General features: G+C 69.6%; 13 protein-coding genes. 9 read left to right on the top strand and 4 right to left on the bottom strand.

Annotated features, from left to right (window positions below; all coding sequences use genetic code 11):
- The first annotated feature begins 10 nt into the window (after positions 1-10).
- From RTK35_RS26160 to RTK35_RS26130, 7 genes are all read left to right on the top strand, one after another.
- Positions 11-592 (top strand): YceI family protein, encoded by a 582-nt coding sequence (locus RTK35_RS26160; protein ID WP_316909355.1) that lies wholly within the window; start codon positions 11-13, stop codon positions 590-592.
- Positions 589-1,746: a phospholipase D-like domain-containing protein gene (locus RTK35_RS26155; RefSeq protein ID WP_074971559.1), complete on the top strand. Its 1,158-nt coding sequence runs from the start codon at positions 589-591 to the stop codon at positions 1,744-1,746. Before RTK35_RS26160 ends, RTK35_RS26155 begins: the two co-directional genes overlap by 4 nt.
- A gap of 76 nt (positions 1,747-1,822) precedes the next feature.
- The gene (locus RTK35_RS26150; RefSeq protein WP_044409350.1) at positions 1,823-2,374 is read left to right on the top strand and encodes a DUF2846 domain-containing protein; all 552 of its coding nucleotides are present in this window, start codon (positions 1,823-1,825) and stop codon (positions 2,372-2,374) included.
- Between the two features lie 85 nt (positions 2,375-2,459).
- Positions 2,460-3,041, top strand: coding sequence for a DJ-1/PfpI family protein (locus RTK35_RS26145; RefSeq protein WP_044409348.1), 582 nt, complete (start codon positions 2,460-2,462; stop codon positions 3,039-3,041).
- 141 nt (positions 3,042-3,182) lie between these two features.
- Entirely contained in the window at positions 3,183-3,485 is a 303-nt protein-coding gene (locus tag RTK35_RS26140; protein WP_044409347.1) for a ribbon-helix-helix domain-containing protein, read from the top strand.
- 143 nt (positions 3,486-3,628) lie between these two features.
- Complete coding sequence (locus tag RTK35_RS26135; RefSeq protein WP_205895634.1) at positions 3,629-4,129, top strand: hypothetical protein; 501 nt, start codon at positions 3,629-3,631, stop codon at positions 4,127-4,129.
- A 102-nt stretch (positions 4,130-4,231) separates the two neighbouring features.
- The gene (locus RTK35_RS26130) at positions 4,232-5,545 is read left to right on the top strand and encodes an Nramp family divalent metal transporter (RefSeq protein ID WP_316909354.1); all 1,314 of its coding nucleotides are present in this window, start codon (positions 4,232-4,234) and stop codon (positions 5,543-5,545) included.
- 4 nt (positions 5,546-5,549) lie between these two features.
- Here the strand turns inward: RTK35_RS26130 and RTK35_RS26125 are convergent, their stop codons facing one another.
- Positions 5,550-5,948 carry a nuclear transport factor 2 family protein gene (locus RTK35_RS26125; protein WP_044409344.1) on the bottom strand — a complete coding sequence of 133 codons (399 nt, stop codon included), beginning with the start codon at positions 5,946-5,948 and terminating at the stop codon, positions 5,550-5,552.
- 110 nt (positions 5,949-6,058) lie between these two features.
- Between RTK35_RS26125 and RTK35_RS26120 the strand changes: the two genes are divergently transcribed.
- Together RTK35_RS26120 and RTK35_RS26115 are read left to right on the top strand one after the other, a co-directional pair.
- A complete protein-coding gene (locus tag RTK35_RS26120) occupies positions 6,059-6,649 on the top strand; it encodes a GNAT family N-acetyltransferase (RefSeq protein WP_316909353.1) in 591 nt (196 codons plus the stop codon).
- Positions 6,646-7,518: a carbon-nitrogen hydrolase family protein gene (locus RTK35_RS26115; protein WP_074971555.1), complete on the top strand. Its 873-nt coding sequence runs from the start codon at positions 6,646-6,648 to the stop codon at positions 7,516-7,518. The genes RTK35_RS26120 and RTK35_RS26115 overlap by 4 nt, the downstream gene beginning before the upstream one ends.
- A 427-nt stretch (positions 7,519-7,945) precedes the next feature.
- Here RTK35_RS26115 and RTK35_RS26110 read toward each other — a convergent pair whose 3' ends face one another.
- From RTK35_RS26110 to gspD, 3 genes are read right to left on the bottom strand one after another with little or no spacing between them, the layout of a single operon-like run.
- Complete coding sequence (locus tag RTK35_RS26110; protein ID WP_316909352.1) at positions 7,946-8,473, bottom strand: hypothetical protein; 528 nt, start codon at positions 8,471-8,473, stop codon at positions 7,946-7,948.
- Positions 8,439-11,258 (bottom strand): M66 family metalloprotease, encoded by a 2,820-nt coding sequence (locus tag RTK35_RS26105; RefSeq protein WP_316909351.1) that lies wholly within the window; start codon positions 11,256-11,258, stop codon positions 8,439-8,441. Before RTK35_RS26105 ends, RTK35_RS26110 begins: the two co-directional genes overlap by 35 nt.
- Before the next feature lie 54 nt (positions 11,259-11,312).
- Positions 11,313-13,652, bottom strand: a complete 2,340-nt coding sequence (gene gspD, locus RTK35_RS26100; RefSeq protein ID WP_316909350.1) for a type II secretion system secretin GspD — start codon at positions 13,650-13,652, stop codon at positions 11,313-11,315.
- Positions 13,653-14,046 lie beyond the last annotated feature (394 nt).

Genomic DNA, 14,046 nt, shown 5'->3' with positions numbered 1-14,046 from the left:
AGGAGTCCCCATGCGCACGTCCATTCCCCTCGTCTTCGCCCTGCTGGGCGCCCTGGTGCTGCCGGCCCACGCGGGCTGGTACCTGGACAACGAGTCCTCGAGGCTGTCCTTCATCTCCACCAAGGGCGGCAGCCTCTCCGAGGTGCACCGTTTCCTCACCCTGCACGGCAGCATCGGCGAAACCGGCAAGGCCCACCTGCGCATCGAACTGGAGTCGGTGAGCACCGGCATCCCGCTGCGGGACCAGCGCCTGCGCGACCTGTTCTTCGAGATCGAACGCAACCCCGAGGCCGAGGTGCACGCCCAGATCGACCTGCGCCCCATCACCGACCTGGCCCCCGGCGCCCAGCTGGAGCTGCGCCTGCCGCTGAAGGTGACGCTGCACGGCCGCGAGCACGAGTACCAGGCCGAGCTGCTGGCCACCCGTCTGGATGACCGCCGCTTCCAGGTGGTGACCCTGGCCCCGCTGGTGCTGCAGGCGGAGGACTTCGGCCTGATGGAAGGCCTGGGCACCCTCAAGCAACTGGCGGGGCTCTCCTCCATCAGCAGCTCGGTGCCGGTGGGCGCCGTGCTGATCTTCACGGCGCGCTGATGGGCCACATCTTCCCCTGGAAGTCCGGCAACCGCTTCGATCTGCTGATCGACGGGCCGAGCTTCTTTCCCGCCATGCTGGCCGACATCGACCGGGCCGAGCATCACGTCAGCCTGGAGCTCTACCTGGTGGAGGACGGCCGTTGCAGCGAGGCCCTGGTGGAGGTGCTCTGCCAGGCCGCGCGGCGGGGGGTGAAGGTGCGCTGCCTGTTCGACGGTTTCGGCAGCCAGAAGCTCGGCCAGGCCCTGCGCGGGCGGCTGGCCGAGGCCGGTGTGCTGCTGCAGTTCTACAACCCCATCCGCTGGCGGCGTGGGGCGAACAACTTCTACCGCGACCACCGCAAGATCCTGGTGGTGGACGACCGCGTCGCCTACGTGGGCGGCACCGGCTCCACCGACGACTTCTGGCAGCCCGGCGAGGCCGAAAGCCATTGGCACGAGGCCATGGTGGCGATCCAGGGGCCGCTGGTGGTGCATTGGAAACTGATCTTCGACTTCCAGTGGCTGGCCAACCTGCGTCGCCGTCCCTGGCTGCCGGACGAGGCGCCGGGGCTCAGCCACCTGCCGCCCTATCCCTCGGCCGGCGTGGGCATGGGCCGGGTGGCCTACGCCGACGCCCGCCAGCACCTGGACATCGTCCAGTCCCTGGTGCGCAGCCTGCGCAACGCCAAAGAGCGGGTATGGCTGGCCACGCCGTACTTCCTGCCCAGCTGGAAGGTGCGCCGCGCCCTGATCAAGGCCGCCCGGCGCGGCGTGGACGTGCGCCTGCTGCTCACCGGGCGCAACACCGACCACCCGCCGGTGCGCTTCGCCGGGCAGCGCTACTACCCGCGCCTGCTGCGGGCCAACGTGCGGATCTTCGAGTACCAGCCGCGCTTCCTGCACCTGAAGATGGTGCTGGTGGACGGCTGGGTCAGCGTCGGCTCGTGCAACTTCGACCACTGGAACCTGCGCTTCAACCTCGAAGCCAACGTCGAGGCCCTGGACCGGCACTTCACCGAGCAGGTGGCGGCCTCTCTCGGCCGCGACTTCGACGACAGCCGCGAGATCACCCTGGAGGACTGGCACGCACGGCCGCTGCTCAAGCGCTTCTACCAGCGCCTGTGGGGCTGGCTCGACCGCCTGGCGGTGAACCTGCTGGACCGCCGCCGCTGAGCCGAACCTTTGTCGGGTGTCGGCAGTGGCCCGCCGCCGGCTACGCTCCCTGTACCCCATAACGAGAGATGTGCCCATGCGCCGTCCGCTGCTGCTGCCCCTGCTGGTCGTGCTGTTGTCCGCCTGTTCCACCCCCGGTGCCTTCTTCGGCGCCACCGACGGCCCGGCCTTCGAGGCGCTGGCGCCCCGGGACGGCGACCATGCCCTGGTCTACATCTACCGCCCCCGCAGCGACTGGGCCGACCAGGAGCTGGAGGCGCCTGGGCTGTTCCTCGACGGGCGGCTGATCGGCACCCTGCCGAGCAACGGCTACCTGGCCCTGGAGTTCGACGTCGCCAACTACCGCCTGGAGATGCGCCGCCCGCTGATGGGCACCTACTGGACGCTGCTGGCCGGCGGCTATTTCGACTTCACCCAGATCACCAGCTTCGCCTTCGAGGCCGGTGCCGGCGGCACCTACTACCTGCGCTACGACGAGCTCAATCCGCCGCCGAAGAACGCCGAGCTGCCGCCCCAGGGCGACGGCCCGCTGCAGCTGGTGGGCGAGGCGCTGGGCCGCCAGGAGATCGCCGCCACCCGCCAGGTGCAACCGCTGCTGCGCATCGACGCCAACGGCCAGCCCCTGTAGTAGCCGGGTGTTACCCAGGGGGCCACACGGGGGAGGATGATTGGCTACCTTTGTCACCCTGAGCCCTGACTGGGAGGACCCCGCAATGGCAGCCAAGAAGATCCTGATGCTGGTCGGCGACTACGCCGAAGACTACGAAACCATGGTGCCGTTCCAGGCCCTCGGTATGGTCGGCCACACCGTCCACGCCGTGTGCCCCGACAAGGTCGCCGGGCAGACCGTGCGCACCGCCATCCATGACTTCGAAGGCGACCAGACCTACAGCGAGAAGCCCGGCCACAACTTCGCCCTCAACTTCGACTTCGACCGCGTCCGCGCCGAGGACTACGACGCCCTGCTGATCCCCGGCGGCCGTGCCCCCGAATACCTGCGCCTGAACGCCCGGGTGATCGAGCTGGTGAAAGCCTTCGACGCCGCGAAGAAACCCATCGCCGCCGTCTGCCACGGCCCGCAACTGCTGGCCGCCGCCGGCGTGCTCAAGGGCCGCTCCTGCAGCGCCTACCCGGCCTGCGCACCGGAAGTCGCCCTGGCCGGTGGCGAGTTCGTCGACATCGCCGTGGACCACGCCCACGTGGACGGCCACCTGGTCACCGCCCCCGCCTGGCCGGCCCATTCGGCCTGGCTGGCGAAGTTCCTCGAGGTGCTGGGGACGCGGATCAGCCTGTAACGAGGCGCAGAATCCCTGCGCCGTCCTGCATACTGCGGTGCGGCGCCAGGGGCGCGACCATCACGCTGGCGCCGTGGCGCACCGCTGGGCGACCGAAGCCGCCCCTGCACGATTCAGGACCCCCGATAAAGGACCCACCCCATGTGCGAGCTCTATGTAAAGGCCGACCCGATCCTCTACGAATCCCGCTCGCGCTCCCTGCGCATCCGGGGCGTGGTCACCACCCTGCGCCTGGAGAACCAGTTCTGGGACATCCTCCGGGAGATCGCCGAGGTGGACGGCATGACCACCAACCAGCTCATCACCAAGCTCTACGACGAAGTGATGGACTACCGTGGTGAGGTGGTGAACTTCGCCTCCTTCCTGCGGGTGAGCTGCACCCGCTACCTGGCCCAGCGCAGCACGGCGGCCGGGCTGAGCCTGGTCCCGCGCCGCACCGGGTGACCGATTGGTCCGAAACATGAGGCGGTCGGCGGATCGCCCCGGCCGACTCGGTTAGTCTTGCCCCCGCGCGTGGCAGGGAGGCCACCGCCGCGCGTCCACCGGCTGCATTCGCTGTCGGGGTTCGATGGCCCCAGGAGTTGTTCATGGCTGCCAAACGCTTCATCTCCCTCACCGCCCTTGCTGCCTGCCTGCTGGCCGGTGCGCCGGCCTTCGCCGAGCCGTCCCTGGCCGAGCGTCGCGCCATCACCGCCTACGAGCAGGGCGTCTACGTCGACCAGGTCAAGGCCATCCAGGCCGCTGCCGGCTACGAGCTGCCGCTGGACGTGCAATGGAACACCATTGCGCTGCCCGACCAGTCCGCCAACTACGCCCAGGACGGTTTCTGGACCCAGATCTACTTCGTGCCCCTGCAGAAGGCCCTGTCCGCCATTGCTGTGGACGACATGGGCAAGCAGGCCCTGAAAGCCAAGCTGAGCAAGGTGGTGGTGCGCTACGACGAGGCCACTGCGCCCTCCAGCGCCTACCAGGACGGCGTGGCTTTCGACGGCGGCGTGCTGGACCTGAACTTCCGCCCGTTCAGCAACGTCGACGACGTGGACGCCCGCGCCGACGCGATCCGCAAGGCCCTCGAAGCCAAGCTCTGATCCGTACCCGGCAACCGGCCTCCCGGCCGGTTSCCACGACGCCTTTGCCCGCGCCGGTGAGGGGTCTAAGCTGCGCTATCTCCCTTCCCGGCGCGTTCCGCGATGTACAAGCTGCCCACCACGGCCACTGCGCCGTTCTGCCCCTCCGCCGTCAGCCACAGCGTGACCATTCCTTCAGGCGCCTCCCTGGGTCGCCGGCTGATGCTGTTCCTCGGCCCGGGCCTCTTGGTCTCGGTCGGCTACATGGACCCCGGCAACTGGGCCACCGCCATCGAGGCCGGGTCGCGCTTCGGCTATGCGCTGCTGTTCGTGGTGGTGCTGGCGAGCCTGTCGGGCATGGTGCTGCAGAGCCTCTGCTCGCGGCTGGGCATCGCCACCGGGCGTGACCTGGCGCAGCTCTGCCGCGAGCGCTACCGCCCCGGCGTGGCGCGGGGGCAATGGCTGCTGGCGGAACTGTCGATCATCGCCACCGACCTGGCCGAAGTGCTCGGCGCGGCCCTGGCCTTTCACCTGCTGCTGGGGGTGTCGCTGACCGTGGGCGTGGTGCTGACGGCATTCGACACGCTGATCGTGCTGGCGCTGCAGGGCGCCAACTTCCGCCGGCTGGAGGCCATCGTGCTGGGGCTGATCGCCACCATCGGCGCCTGCTTCTTCATCGAGCTGCTGCTGGTGCGGCCGCACTGGCCAGAGGTGGCGGCGGGGCTGCGGCCCAGCTGGGAGGTGCTCAGCGGGCAGGAGCCGCTGTACCTGGCCATCGGCATCCTCGGGGCGACGGTGATGCCGCACAACCTCTACCTGCACTCCTCGGTGGTGCAGACGCGGGTCAACGGCGAGGACGAGGCCAGCAAGCGCAGCGCCATCCGCTTCGCCCGGTTCGACACCATCGGCTCGCTGTCCCTGGCGCTGCTGGTCAATGGCGCCATCCTGGTGCTGGCCGCCGCCTTCCATGGCAACGGCCACACCGAGGTGGTGGAGATCCAGGACGCCTACCACCTGCTGGACCCGCTGGTGGGCGGTGCGCTGGCCAGCTTCCTGTTCGGCTTCGCGCTGCTGGCGGCGGGGCAGAGTTCCACCTTCACCGGCACCATTGCCGGCCAGGTGGTGATGGAGGGTTTCCTGCAGGCGAAGATCCCCTGCTGGCAGCGGCGCCTGATCACCCGCGCACTGGCGCTGGCCCCGGCGATCGCCGGGGTGCTCTGGCTGGGGGAAGGGGCGGTGGGCAAGCTGCTGGTGCTGAGCCAGGTGGTGCTCAGCCTGCAACTGCCCTTCGCGCTGTGGCCGCTGATCCGCTTCACCAGCGACCGGCGGTTGATGGGGCCGTTCGCCAACAGCCTGCCGGTGGCGCTGCTGGCCTGGGCGCTGTTCGGGCTGATCGCCCTGGCGAACCTGACGCTGCTGTACTTCTGGCTGGCCTGAGGCCTCAGCTGACCTGCTCGATCCAGTCGGTCAGGTTGTAGTAGTTGGTCACCCGCGCGATCTTGCCGGCGTGCACGTGGAAGAAGGCGCCGGCCGGCAGCACGTAGGTCTGGCCGCGTGCCGGCGGCAGGCCCTCGTCACCCACCAGGTACTGCCCGTGCACCACGAACTCGGCGGCCACGCGGCTGCCGTCTGCGCTTGGCATGATGACGATGTCGGTCAGGCGCTCCTTGTAGCAGCGGTTCATCTTCTCCATGAAGGCGGCGAACACCGCCTTGCCCTGCTGGCGCTCGCCCTGGTTGATGTCGTGCACCACGTCCTCGCTGAGCAGGGCGAGGAAGGCCGGCATGTCCCCGGCGTTGAAGGCGTCGTAATAGGCTTTCACCAGTTCGGCTGCGGTCATGGTCAAGGTCCTGTCGCAAATGGGTCGGTTCGGGGTTGCGCTGCATGATAGGGTCTTGTCCGCCCCCGCTCTTAGCCAGGGGCGTCATCGAGGCTGGCAAAACGACGACCATGGACATCCGACGCTACCAGGGCGCGGCCATCGCGCCTTTCATCGACGACCTCGCACGGCTGCGCCTGACGGTGTTCCGCGAGTACCCCTATCTCTACGACGGCACCCTGGACTACGAAGCGCGCTACCTGGCCACCTACGCCGAGTCCGCCGAGAGCCTGTTCGTGCTGGTGTTCGACCAGGGCCGGGTGGTCGGGGCTTCCACCGGGTTGCCCCTGGCGGACGAGACCGACGCCTTCCAGCGGCCCTTCCTTGACCAGGGTTGGGACCCGGCGCGGATCTTCTACTTCGGGGAGTCGGTGCTGTTGCCGGCGTACCGGGGCGGCGGCCTGGGCGTGCGCTTCTTCGCCGAGCGCGAGGCCTATGCCCGTGCGCTGGGGCGTTTCCACTGGTGCGCCTTCTGCGCCGTGGAGCGCCCGGACGACCACCCGCGCCGCCCGCCCGGCTACCAGCCGCTGCACGGGTTCTGGGCCCGTCGCGGCTACCGCCACCATCCCGCCTTGCGCACCGAATACCACTGGCGCGACCTGGACGAGCGCGAGGAAAGCGCCAAGCCCATGTCGTTCTGGCTGAAGGAGCTGACCCCGTGAAGATCGCCGCCTGCCAATACCACATCGACCTCTTCGACACCTGGGACGCCTACGCCGAGCACCTCACCACCCTGTGCGAGGCCGCTGCCGGCGAGGGCGCGGAGCTGTTGCTGCTGCCGGAGTACGCCGGTCTGGTGCTGAGCGGGCAACTGCCGCCGGCCCAGCGCGGCGACCTGCAGGCCTCCATCGACGGCATCCAGCCGCTGCTGCCCGCCTGGCGGGCGCTGTGCGCGGACCTGGCGCGGCGCCTCGGCGTCTACCTGCAGCCCGGTTCGGTGGCGGTGCGCGATGCCGACGGGCAGTACCGCAACCGCGCCTGGTTCTACGGCCCGGACGGCGAGCTGGGCCACCAGGACAAGCTGATGATGACCCGCTTCGAGCGCGAGCACTGGCACATCGCGGCGGGGCAGGGGCTGCGGGTGTTCGACACGGCGTTCGGGCGCCTGGGCATCCTCATCTGCTACGACAACGAGTTCCCCCTGCTGGCGCGGACCCTGGCCGAGGGCGGCGCCGACCTGATCCTCGCCCCCAGTTGCACCGACACCGAGGCCGGCTACCACCGCGTGCGCATCGGCGCCCAGGCCCGCGCCCTGGAAAGCCAGATCGCCGTGCTGCAGTCGCCCACCGTGGGGCTGGCACCCTGGTCTCCGGCGCTGGACGAGAACATCGGCCGCGCCGGCCTTTATGTGCCGCCGGACTACGGCATGCCGAGCAACGGCGTGATCGCCGAGAGCCCCGAGCTGTGCCCGGACGGCAGTCGCTGGTTGCTGGCCGAGCTGGACCTGGAGGAGGTGCGCCGGGTAAGGCGGGAGGGGCAGGTGTTCACCCGGCGGGACTGGCCGGAGCAGTTCGAGCGTGTGAGGAGTTAGCACAGCTTTGTGTTTGGCCTGCCGACCATGCAGCTGTCATGAGCTTTGGCTGCCAAGCCGTTTAACGAGTTCTGCTGGTGTTTTCTGTTTCGCCCTCCCGGGCGAATCCCTTTTCCAATCGTTGAAAAGGAATCAAAAAACTTGCCCCTGCATCCGGCCCGACTGCGTCGGGTCCCCTCTCTCCATCATCACTCCACGGGTACGCGCTGACGGGCCATCCATGGCCCGACAGCGCTCTCGCGACATCCATGTCGCTCAACCCGCTCCGCAATGATTCCGCTCGGCCTCCTGAAGGGGCGCTACCCCTGCCCGACCATCCGAGCCCACGGTGAATTCGATCTGCGCGCCGGGCTTCTGTTTCTCTTCAGGCGATGGGGATGAACGCAGACGTTTCTTGGGTGAGTAGCTAGGCAAAACTTCTCAACCACTATTCCGCCAGCGACGGGCATCCGCCCAGGGCCTGCAGTTCGTCCAGGGGGACGCCTCCGAGGGCGAAGGCTTCGCAGTCGGGCGGCAGGCTGGGCAGGTTGCCGGGGGCCTCGCTGGCCATGGAGGCGACGGCGCTGTCGCCCGTGCCCGGCGCGCGGCCCAGGATCACCAGTTCGCCGAGTTCTCGGCCGCGCCGCAGCAGCAGGCGGTCGCGCTGGATCGCCAGCACCTCGACGCCGCCGGGCAGGCGGTCGCCGGTCCGGACGCTGAAGGGCGGCCCGTCTTCAAGGCTGAGGGTGGCGCTGCCCTGGCCATCCCCCCGACTGAACACCCCGTGCAGGCGCCATGCGCTGAGGCCGGGCAGTGCCCCCAGCGGCTGCAGGTGCAGCCGGGGTGGGGTCAGCAGCGCGGTGGGCAGTTCCACTGCGGTCAGTGGCAGGGGCAGTGCCAGCAGCAGCGCCAGGCCCCACGAGGCCCGGCGCCGGTGGGCCTCAGGGGGCCACGGCTTGGGCGCGTTGCTCGGCATAGGCGGTGAAGGCGGCGATGTTGCGGCTTTGCAGCAGCGGCAGCAGGCCGTTGTCGCTGAGGGTGGGGCCGTACCATTTCTGGTTGGCGCCGCCGGTGCAGCCGTAGAGGATCAGCTTGCCGCGCCCGTTGGTGAGGTAGCCGCCGGAGAGGTCCAGGCAGCGGCTGCCGGCCTTCAGCTGCGGCAGTGCGGAGAAGTCCCAGGCCTGGGCGTCCTGCTGGCTGTCGCAGGCACTCAGGCCCACGTCGTTGCTGGCGGTCAGGCACTGGGTGGGCTGGGCGACGCTGCGGATGCGACCGCTGGCGTCCACCCGCCACTGTTCCTCCGCCGAGCCGGTGCACTGGGCCTTGGCCAGCACGTAGGGCTGCCAGGCGCCATCCACCTGTTCCACCCGCACGCAGTTGCCGTTGCCTAGGGCGAAGCCCTGGCGCGGTGGCAGCAGGGTGCGGCTGTCGAACTGCAGAGTGGTCAGCAGGGCATCCAGGGCCTGGCCGGCGTCGGCGCTGCCGGCCAGCTGGGCGCCGTAGGCGTCGAGCCAGCGGTTCAGACGCAGGGCGCGGGCCTGTTGGTCCAGCAGGCGTAATCGGACCTGCTGGGCCGTGGCCGAGAGGCCGTCGGGCTGGTCGCTGTAGCTGTCGAAGAGCACCCGTGCGTTGCCCTTGAGGGTGGGCACGAGCTGGCCGGCGAGGGCCGTGAGGGCGGCGTCGAGCTGGGGCAGTTCTTCCTGGCGCAGGGCCTGGAAGCCGGCTTCGCGACCGACGATCACCGGCGGCGGCAGGGCGGGCAGGCCCTGGGGAATGATCACGCTGGCCAGTTCGGTGGTGGCGGCGCCGGCCGTGTCGCGGCATTGCAGGGCCGCCGCGACGGGCTGTTCGGCCTGGGCCAGGTTGACGTGCAGCTTGTTGGCGTTGCTGCCCAGGCGCGTGGGGGCGACGGCGATGCGCTGGGTCCTGTCGTTGGCGAAGCTGACCTCCAGCCAGCATTGCCGGCTGGTGGCAGCGGCGTCGGGCGGCGGCAGGTCGTAGACCTGGCCCCAGTTGCCACGCAGGGCCGGGTAGAGCACGGCGGCGCCGGTCTCCGGGTCGTAGCCGCCGAGCAGGGTGATGACCGGGACGCCGAACAGGCGCGGCTTGCGGTAGTTGCCTTCGGCGCTGTTGTACCAGACGGTGCGTGAGGTCGGCGTCTTCGGCTGGAACACCTCCATCTTGCGGCTGGTGGCGTCCCACTTGCGGTAACCGGTGGGGGAATCGGGCGCCCAGACGGCGCGGTTCAGTGCCGGCTGGATCTTCTGCCGCGTGCTGTAGCCGGGGTAGTGGGTGTAGCGCGACAGGCCGCTGGCGAAGTTACCGCCGGCCATGGCGTCGGTGGCGAAGCTGTAGGCATCGGCGTAGATCGGCATGCCGTTGAGGCCGCCGGTCTTGGCGCGGGTCCAGTGCAGGTTGGCGCGCATGCGCTTGCGGTAGGCGATGTAGCCCCAGCCGCTGTCGTGGTGGTGACCGGACCAGAAGTAGTTGTCGCCGCTCTGCCCGGGGTAGTGGCCGAGGCCGTAGTGGTGGCCGATCTCGTGGCTGAACTCGTTCCCCACCGAGTCGATCAGGGTGAGGATGCCGTTGCCGCCGCTGAGGCCGTGGTTGACCGGGCCGTTGGCGTACTGGCCGCGGGCGTGGTGGATGACCGCCGAGTTGGTCAGCTGCGGCTGTTCCTGGCTGGCCATGCCGGCGCTGGTGATGCCCCAGTTGGCCAGGTTGATGCCGGTGCTGAAGGTGGACTTGGCGGTGTTCTCGCGCATGTCGCCGCTGTACACGTCGCCGGTGGTGGCACTGGCCTGGCCATGGTCGGCGTCGTAGATCGTGCCGTTGGCCACCATGACCTTGCGCAGCAGCACGTCCTCGTACCGGCTGGCCACCATGCGGGCGATGGGCACGGTCTGGAAGTAGTCGGTGGCGGCCTGGGCCGGCTGGGTGTTGAACCAGTGCTGGCCGCCCGGGACCTCAGGGGTGAGCATGCCGATGCGGATGGCCTGGACCAGCAGTTCGGCGGGCGGGGCGAAGTCGAAGGCCTCGGCGCCGCGCTGGCCGCTGCGGCCCTGGTCGTCGCTGAGCTGCAGGCTCATGCCGGGCACCACCCAGTCCCAGGGCAGCACGGCGGACCAGGCGCGGCGCGAATACACCACGTCGGGGCGGGCGTCGCTGCCGGTGCGGTCGGCGCGGAACAGTTCGTCGGGGTGGCGCAGTGTCAGGTCGCCCTTGAGGGCGCCGTCCACCAGCACCTGCACGCGCATGGACCTGGGCAGGGGATGGTCCGGGTCGGGGGTGACCAGCAGCAGGGCTTCGCGCTCGCTGGTCAGGCGCGGCATGTTCTTCGCTTCGTTGCCTTGCGGGTCCACCGAGTGGCTCTGCACGAACTGCAGCATGGCCGCGAGGGTGCCGGTGAGGTCGTTGCGCACCGGGCGCGGCTGGCCGTCGGCGGTCTGGTCGTAGAAGCCGAGGGCTCCGACCTCATCCACCACGGCGGCACTGGGCTCGGGGAAGCGGTTCTCCGGTTGGGTGACCGGCGGCTCGGTGGGCGGCGTAACCGGGGGCGTGACCGGTGGCTGCGGGGTTTCGGGCGTTTCCGGATCGGGGCGGGTGCCACCGCCACCGGCGGGCGGCTGGGATGGCGTCTCCGGGGTGCTGGTGGCCGGCGGGGCGGGGTTGCTGGAGCCTCCGCCACCCCCGCCGCCACCCAGGTCCAGGCAACCGGCCAGGCTGAGCAGTCCGTAGATCAGTACGAGCTTGCGAAACATGTCCCCTCGCTTTCAGTTCGGCTTTGTTGTGATTGTTGTGAGCCGGGGCGAGCGCTAGAGCGCCATGACCCGTCCCCGATGGCTGGGCAGCGTGGCCGGCAGGTCGCGCAGGGCGCGCTCGGCCAGGTCGGCCTGGGAGTATTCGCCGTAGAACATGCGGTACCAGTCCTGGCCGTTGCGCTGCGAATGCTGTATGCGCAGAGGCGCGCCGGGGTGGCGGGCCATCAGGGCGCGCATGTACTGCTCGCTGCTGCCTTCGATCAGGTTGATGCTGTAGCGCTGCGGGGCGGCCGGGGCTGGCGCCGGAGCGGCGGCAGGCTGGGCCGGAGCCGCAGGCGCCGGGGGCTGTGCCGGTGGCGGGGTAGCGGCCACCACGGGGTGGGCGCTGCGCTGCAGGGGCGTTTCAGCCGGGGCGGCGTAGGGTTGGGCCGGAGCCGGAGCCGGAGCCGGAGCCGGAGCCGGCTTGGGCGCGGGTGCCGGTGTTGGTGCCGGTGCCGTCGCGACCGGGGCGGCGGCGCGGGTGGACTTGAACAGCTGCGCCGGCTCCTGGGGCAGGCTGCGCTGGGCGTTTGGCCCGGCGGCCTGCTGCCGCAGGTCGAGGTACTTCTCCTGACTGAGGTCGGCCAGGCGGTTGCCGTCGCGGACCACGCTGGGCCGCAGGAAGACCATCAGGTTGCGCTTGACGTTGACGTCCTTGCTGGAGCGGAACAGGCCGCCCACCAGGGGCATGTCGCCCAGCAGCGGTACCTTGCTCTCGCTGCGGGTGACGTCGTCCTGGATCAGGCCGCCGAGCACGATCACCTGGCCGTTGTCGGCCAGTACGGTGCTCTTGATCATGCGTTTGTTGGTGACCAGGTCCACCGCGCGGGAGGCGGCGCCGGTGCTGGGGGCGATGGAGGAGATCTCCTGCTCGATCACCAGGCGCAGGGTGCCGCCTTCGTTGATATGCGGGGTGACCTTGAGGGTGACGCCGACATCCTTGCGCTCGATGGTGGTGAAGGGGTTGTTGGCCCCGGCGGCGTCGGTGGTGTAGGAGCCGGTCTGGAAGGGCACGTTCTGCCCCACGAGGATCTCGGCCTTCTGGTTGTCCAGGGTCAGCAGGCTGGGGGTGGAAAGCAGGTTGCTGTTGCCGTTGGCGGAGAGGGCGGTGATCAGCGCGCCGAAGTTCTTGTTGCCGATGCCGACGATGGCGCCGTCGGGCAGGCTGACCGGGGTCTTGGCGTCGATGGCGCCGAGCAGGGTGCCCACCGAGAGCCCGGTGTTGCTGAAGTTGCTGCCGCCGATGGGGCCGCTGTCGGAGCGCCCGTCGATGGCCCACTGCACGCCGAGGGCCTCGCTGACGTCGCCGGACATCTCGACGATGGCGGCCTCCACCAGCACCTGGGCGCGGGGTACGTCGAGCTGGTGCACCAGGTCTTCCAGCTGCGCCACCATGTCCGGCTCGGCCATCAGGATGAGGGCGTTGATCCCCTCGTCGGCGCGGATCAGCACCGGGGCCTGGGTGGTGGTGGGCGAGGCGGTGCCGCGCAGTTGCTCGGAGAGGTCGCTGAGGGTCTTGGCCAGGTCCTTGGCGTCGCCATGGCGCAGGCGCACGACCCGGGTGTTGGCCGAGCGCACAGGCTGGGTGTCCAGCTGGCGGGCCATCTTCAGCAGGCGCTCGCGGGCCTCGGGCGGGCCGAGCAGCAGCAGGCGGTTGGTGCGCGGGTCGGCGATCACCTGGGCGTTGCCGTTGCCGGCCGGCTGCCCGCGCCGCAGGCTCTCCTGCAGCATCGCGGCGACGTCGCGGGCCCAGGCGTGCTTGAGGTCGTAGAACACGCTGTCGTTGGCTCCGGCGCTGTCCACCTGGGCGATCAGCGCGATCAGCCGTTCGATGTTGGCGCGCTTGTCACTGACGATCAGCGAGTTGCTGGAGGGGATGGCCGCCAGGTGACCGTTCTGCGGCACCAGCGGGCGGATCAGCGGGAGCAGTTCGTTGACCGGCGTCTGCTGCACCTGCAGCAGGCGCGTCTCGAGGGTTTCCGGGCCGCTGCCGACGGGGCTGTTGGCCACGCTGCGGCCCTCCACATCGGGCACGATGCGCGCCTGGTTGCCCTGGGTGACCACGCTGTAGCCGTGGGTGCTCATCACCGAGAGGAACAGCTGGTAGACCTCGCTGAGGGTCAGCGGCGATTCGGAAATGACGGTGACCTGGCCCTTGACCCGAGGATCGAGCACCAGGGTCTGGCCACTGATGCTGGCAACCTGCTCGGTGAAGTCGCGGATGTCGGCGTCGCGCATGTTGATGGTCCAGCGCTCCTCGCCGTCCTGGCTGGCCGGCTCTGCCCACAGCAGCGGGCACAGCAACAGGCAGGCCCAGGCGAGGCGGGCCAGGCGACGGGGCAGGCACAGGCTCATCGGCGGGGCTCCCGGATGCTCGGGCAATCGGCTACGGGCAGCCGCGTGCCGGCCGGAAGGCGCAGGGAGAGGGCAAAGGTCCAGGGCATAGAGAAAGCTCGACAGACTGCTGCGCATCCATGCGACGTGTTGGTTTCCTATGGCGACCTGCCTGGGGGAGACCCGACAAGCGGGCGAGAGAATAAGGAAAGCGGCACGTCCGTTCGACTGGTCGGAGTACAACTGTGCATGGGCTCACACTCCTGAAACTGACCGTTTGGTCATATGAGGATGTGGGTCCCGTTTTGGGGATTTGGTGGGCAGTAGGTTGGCGTCTGGAATCCGCTTGGCGGTCAACTGATCAGCAGCGCGTTACCGGAAGAGCGCCAAGAAAAAGCCCGGCGCGAGGCCGGGC

Source organism: Pseudomonas sp. zfem003, assembly GCF_032621675.1.
Lineage (GTDB): Bacteria > Pseudomonadota > Gammaproteobacteria > Pseudomonadales > Pseudomonadaceae > Metapseudomonas > Metapseudomonas otitidis.
The sequence above is the reverse complement of the archived record's forward strand: the minus strand, read 5'-3'. Positions and strand labels throughout refer to the sequence as shown.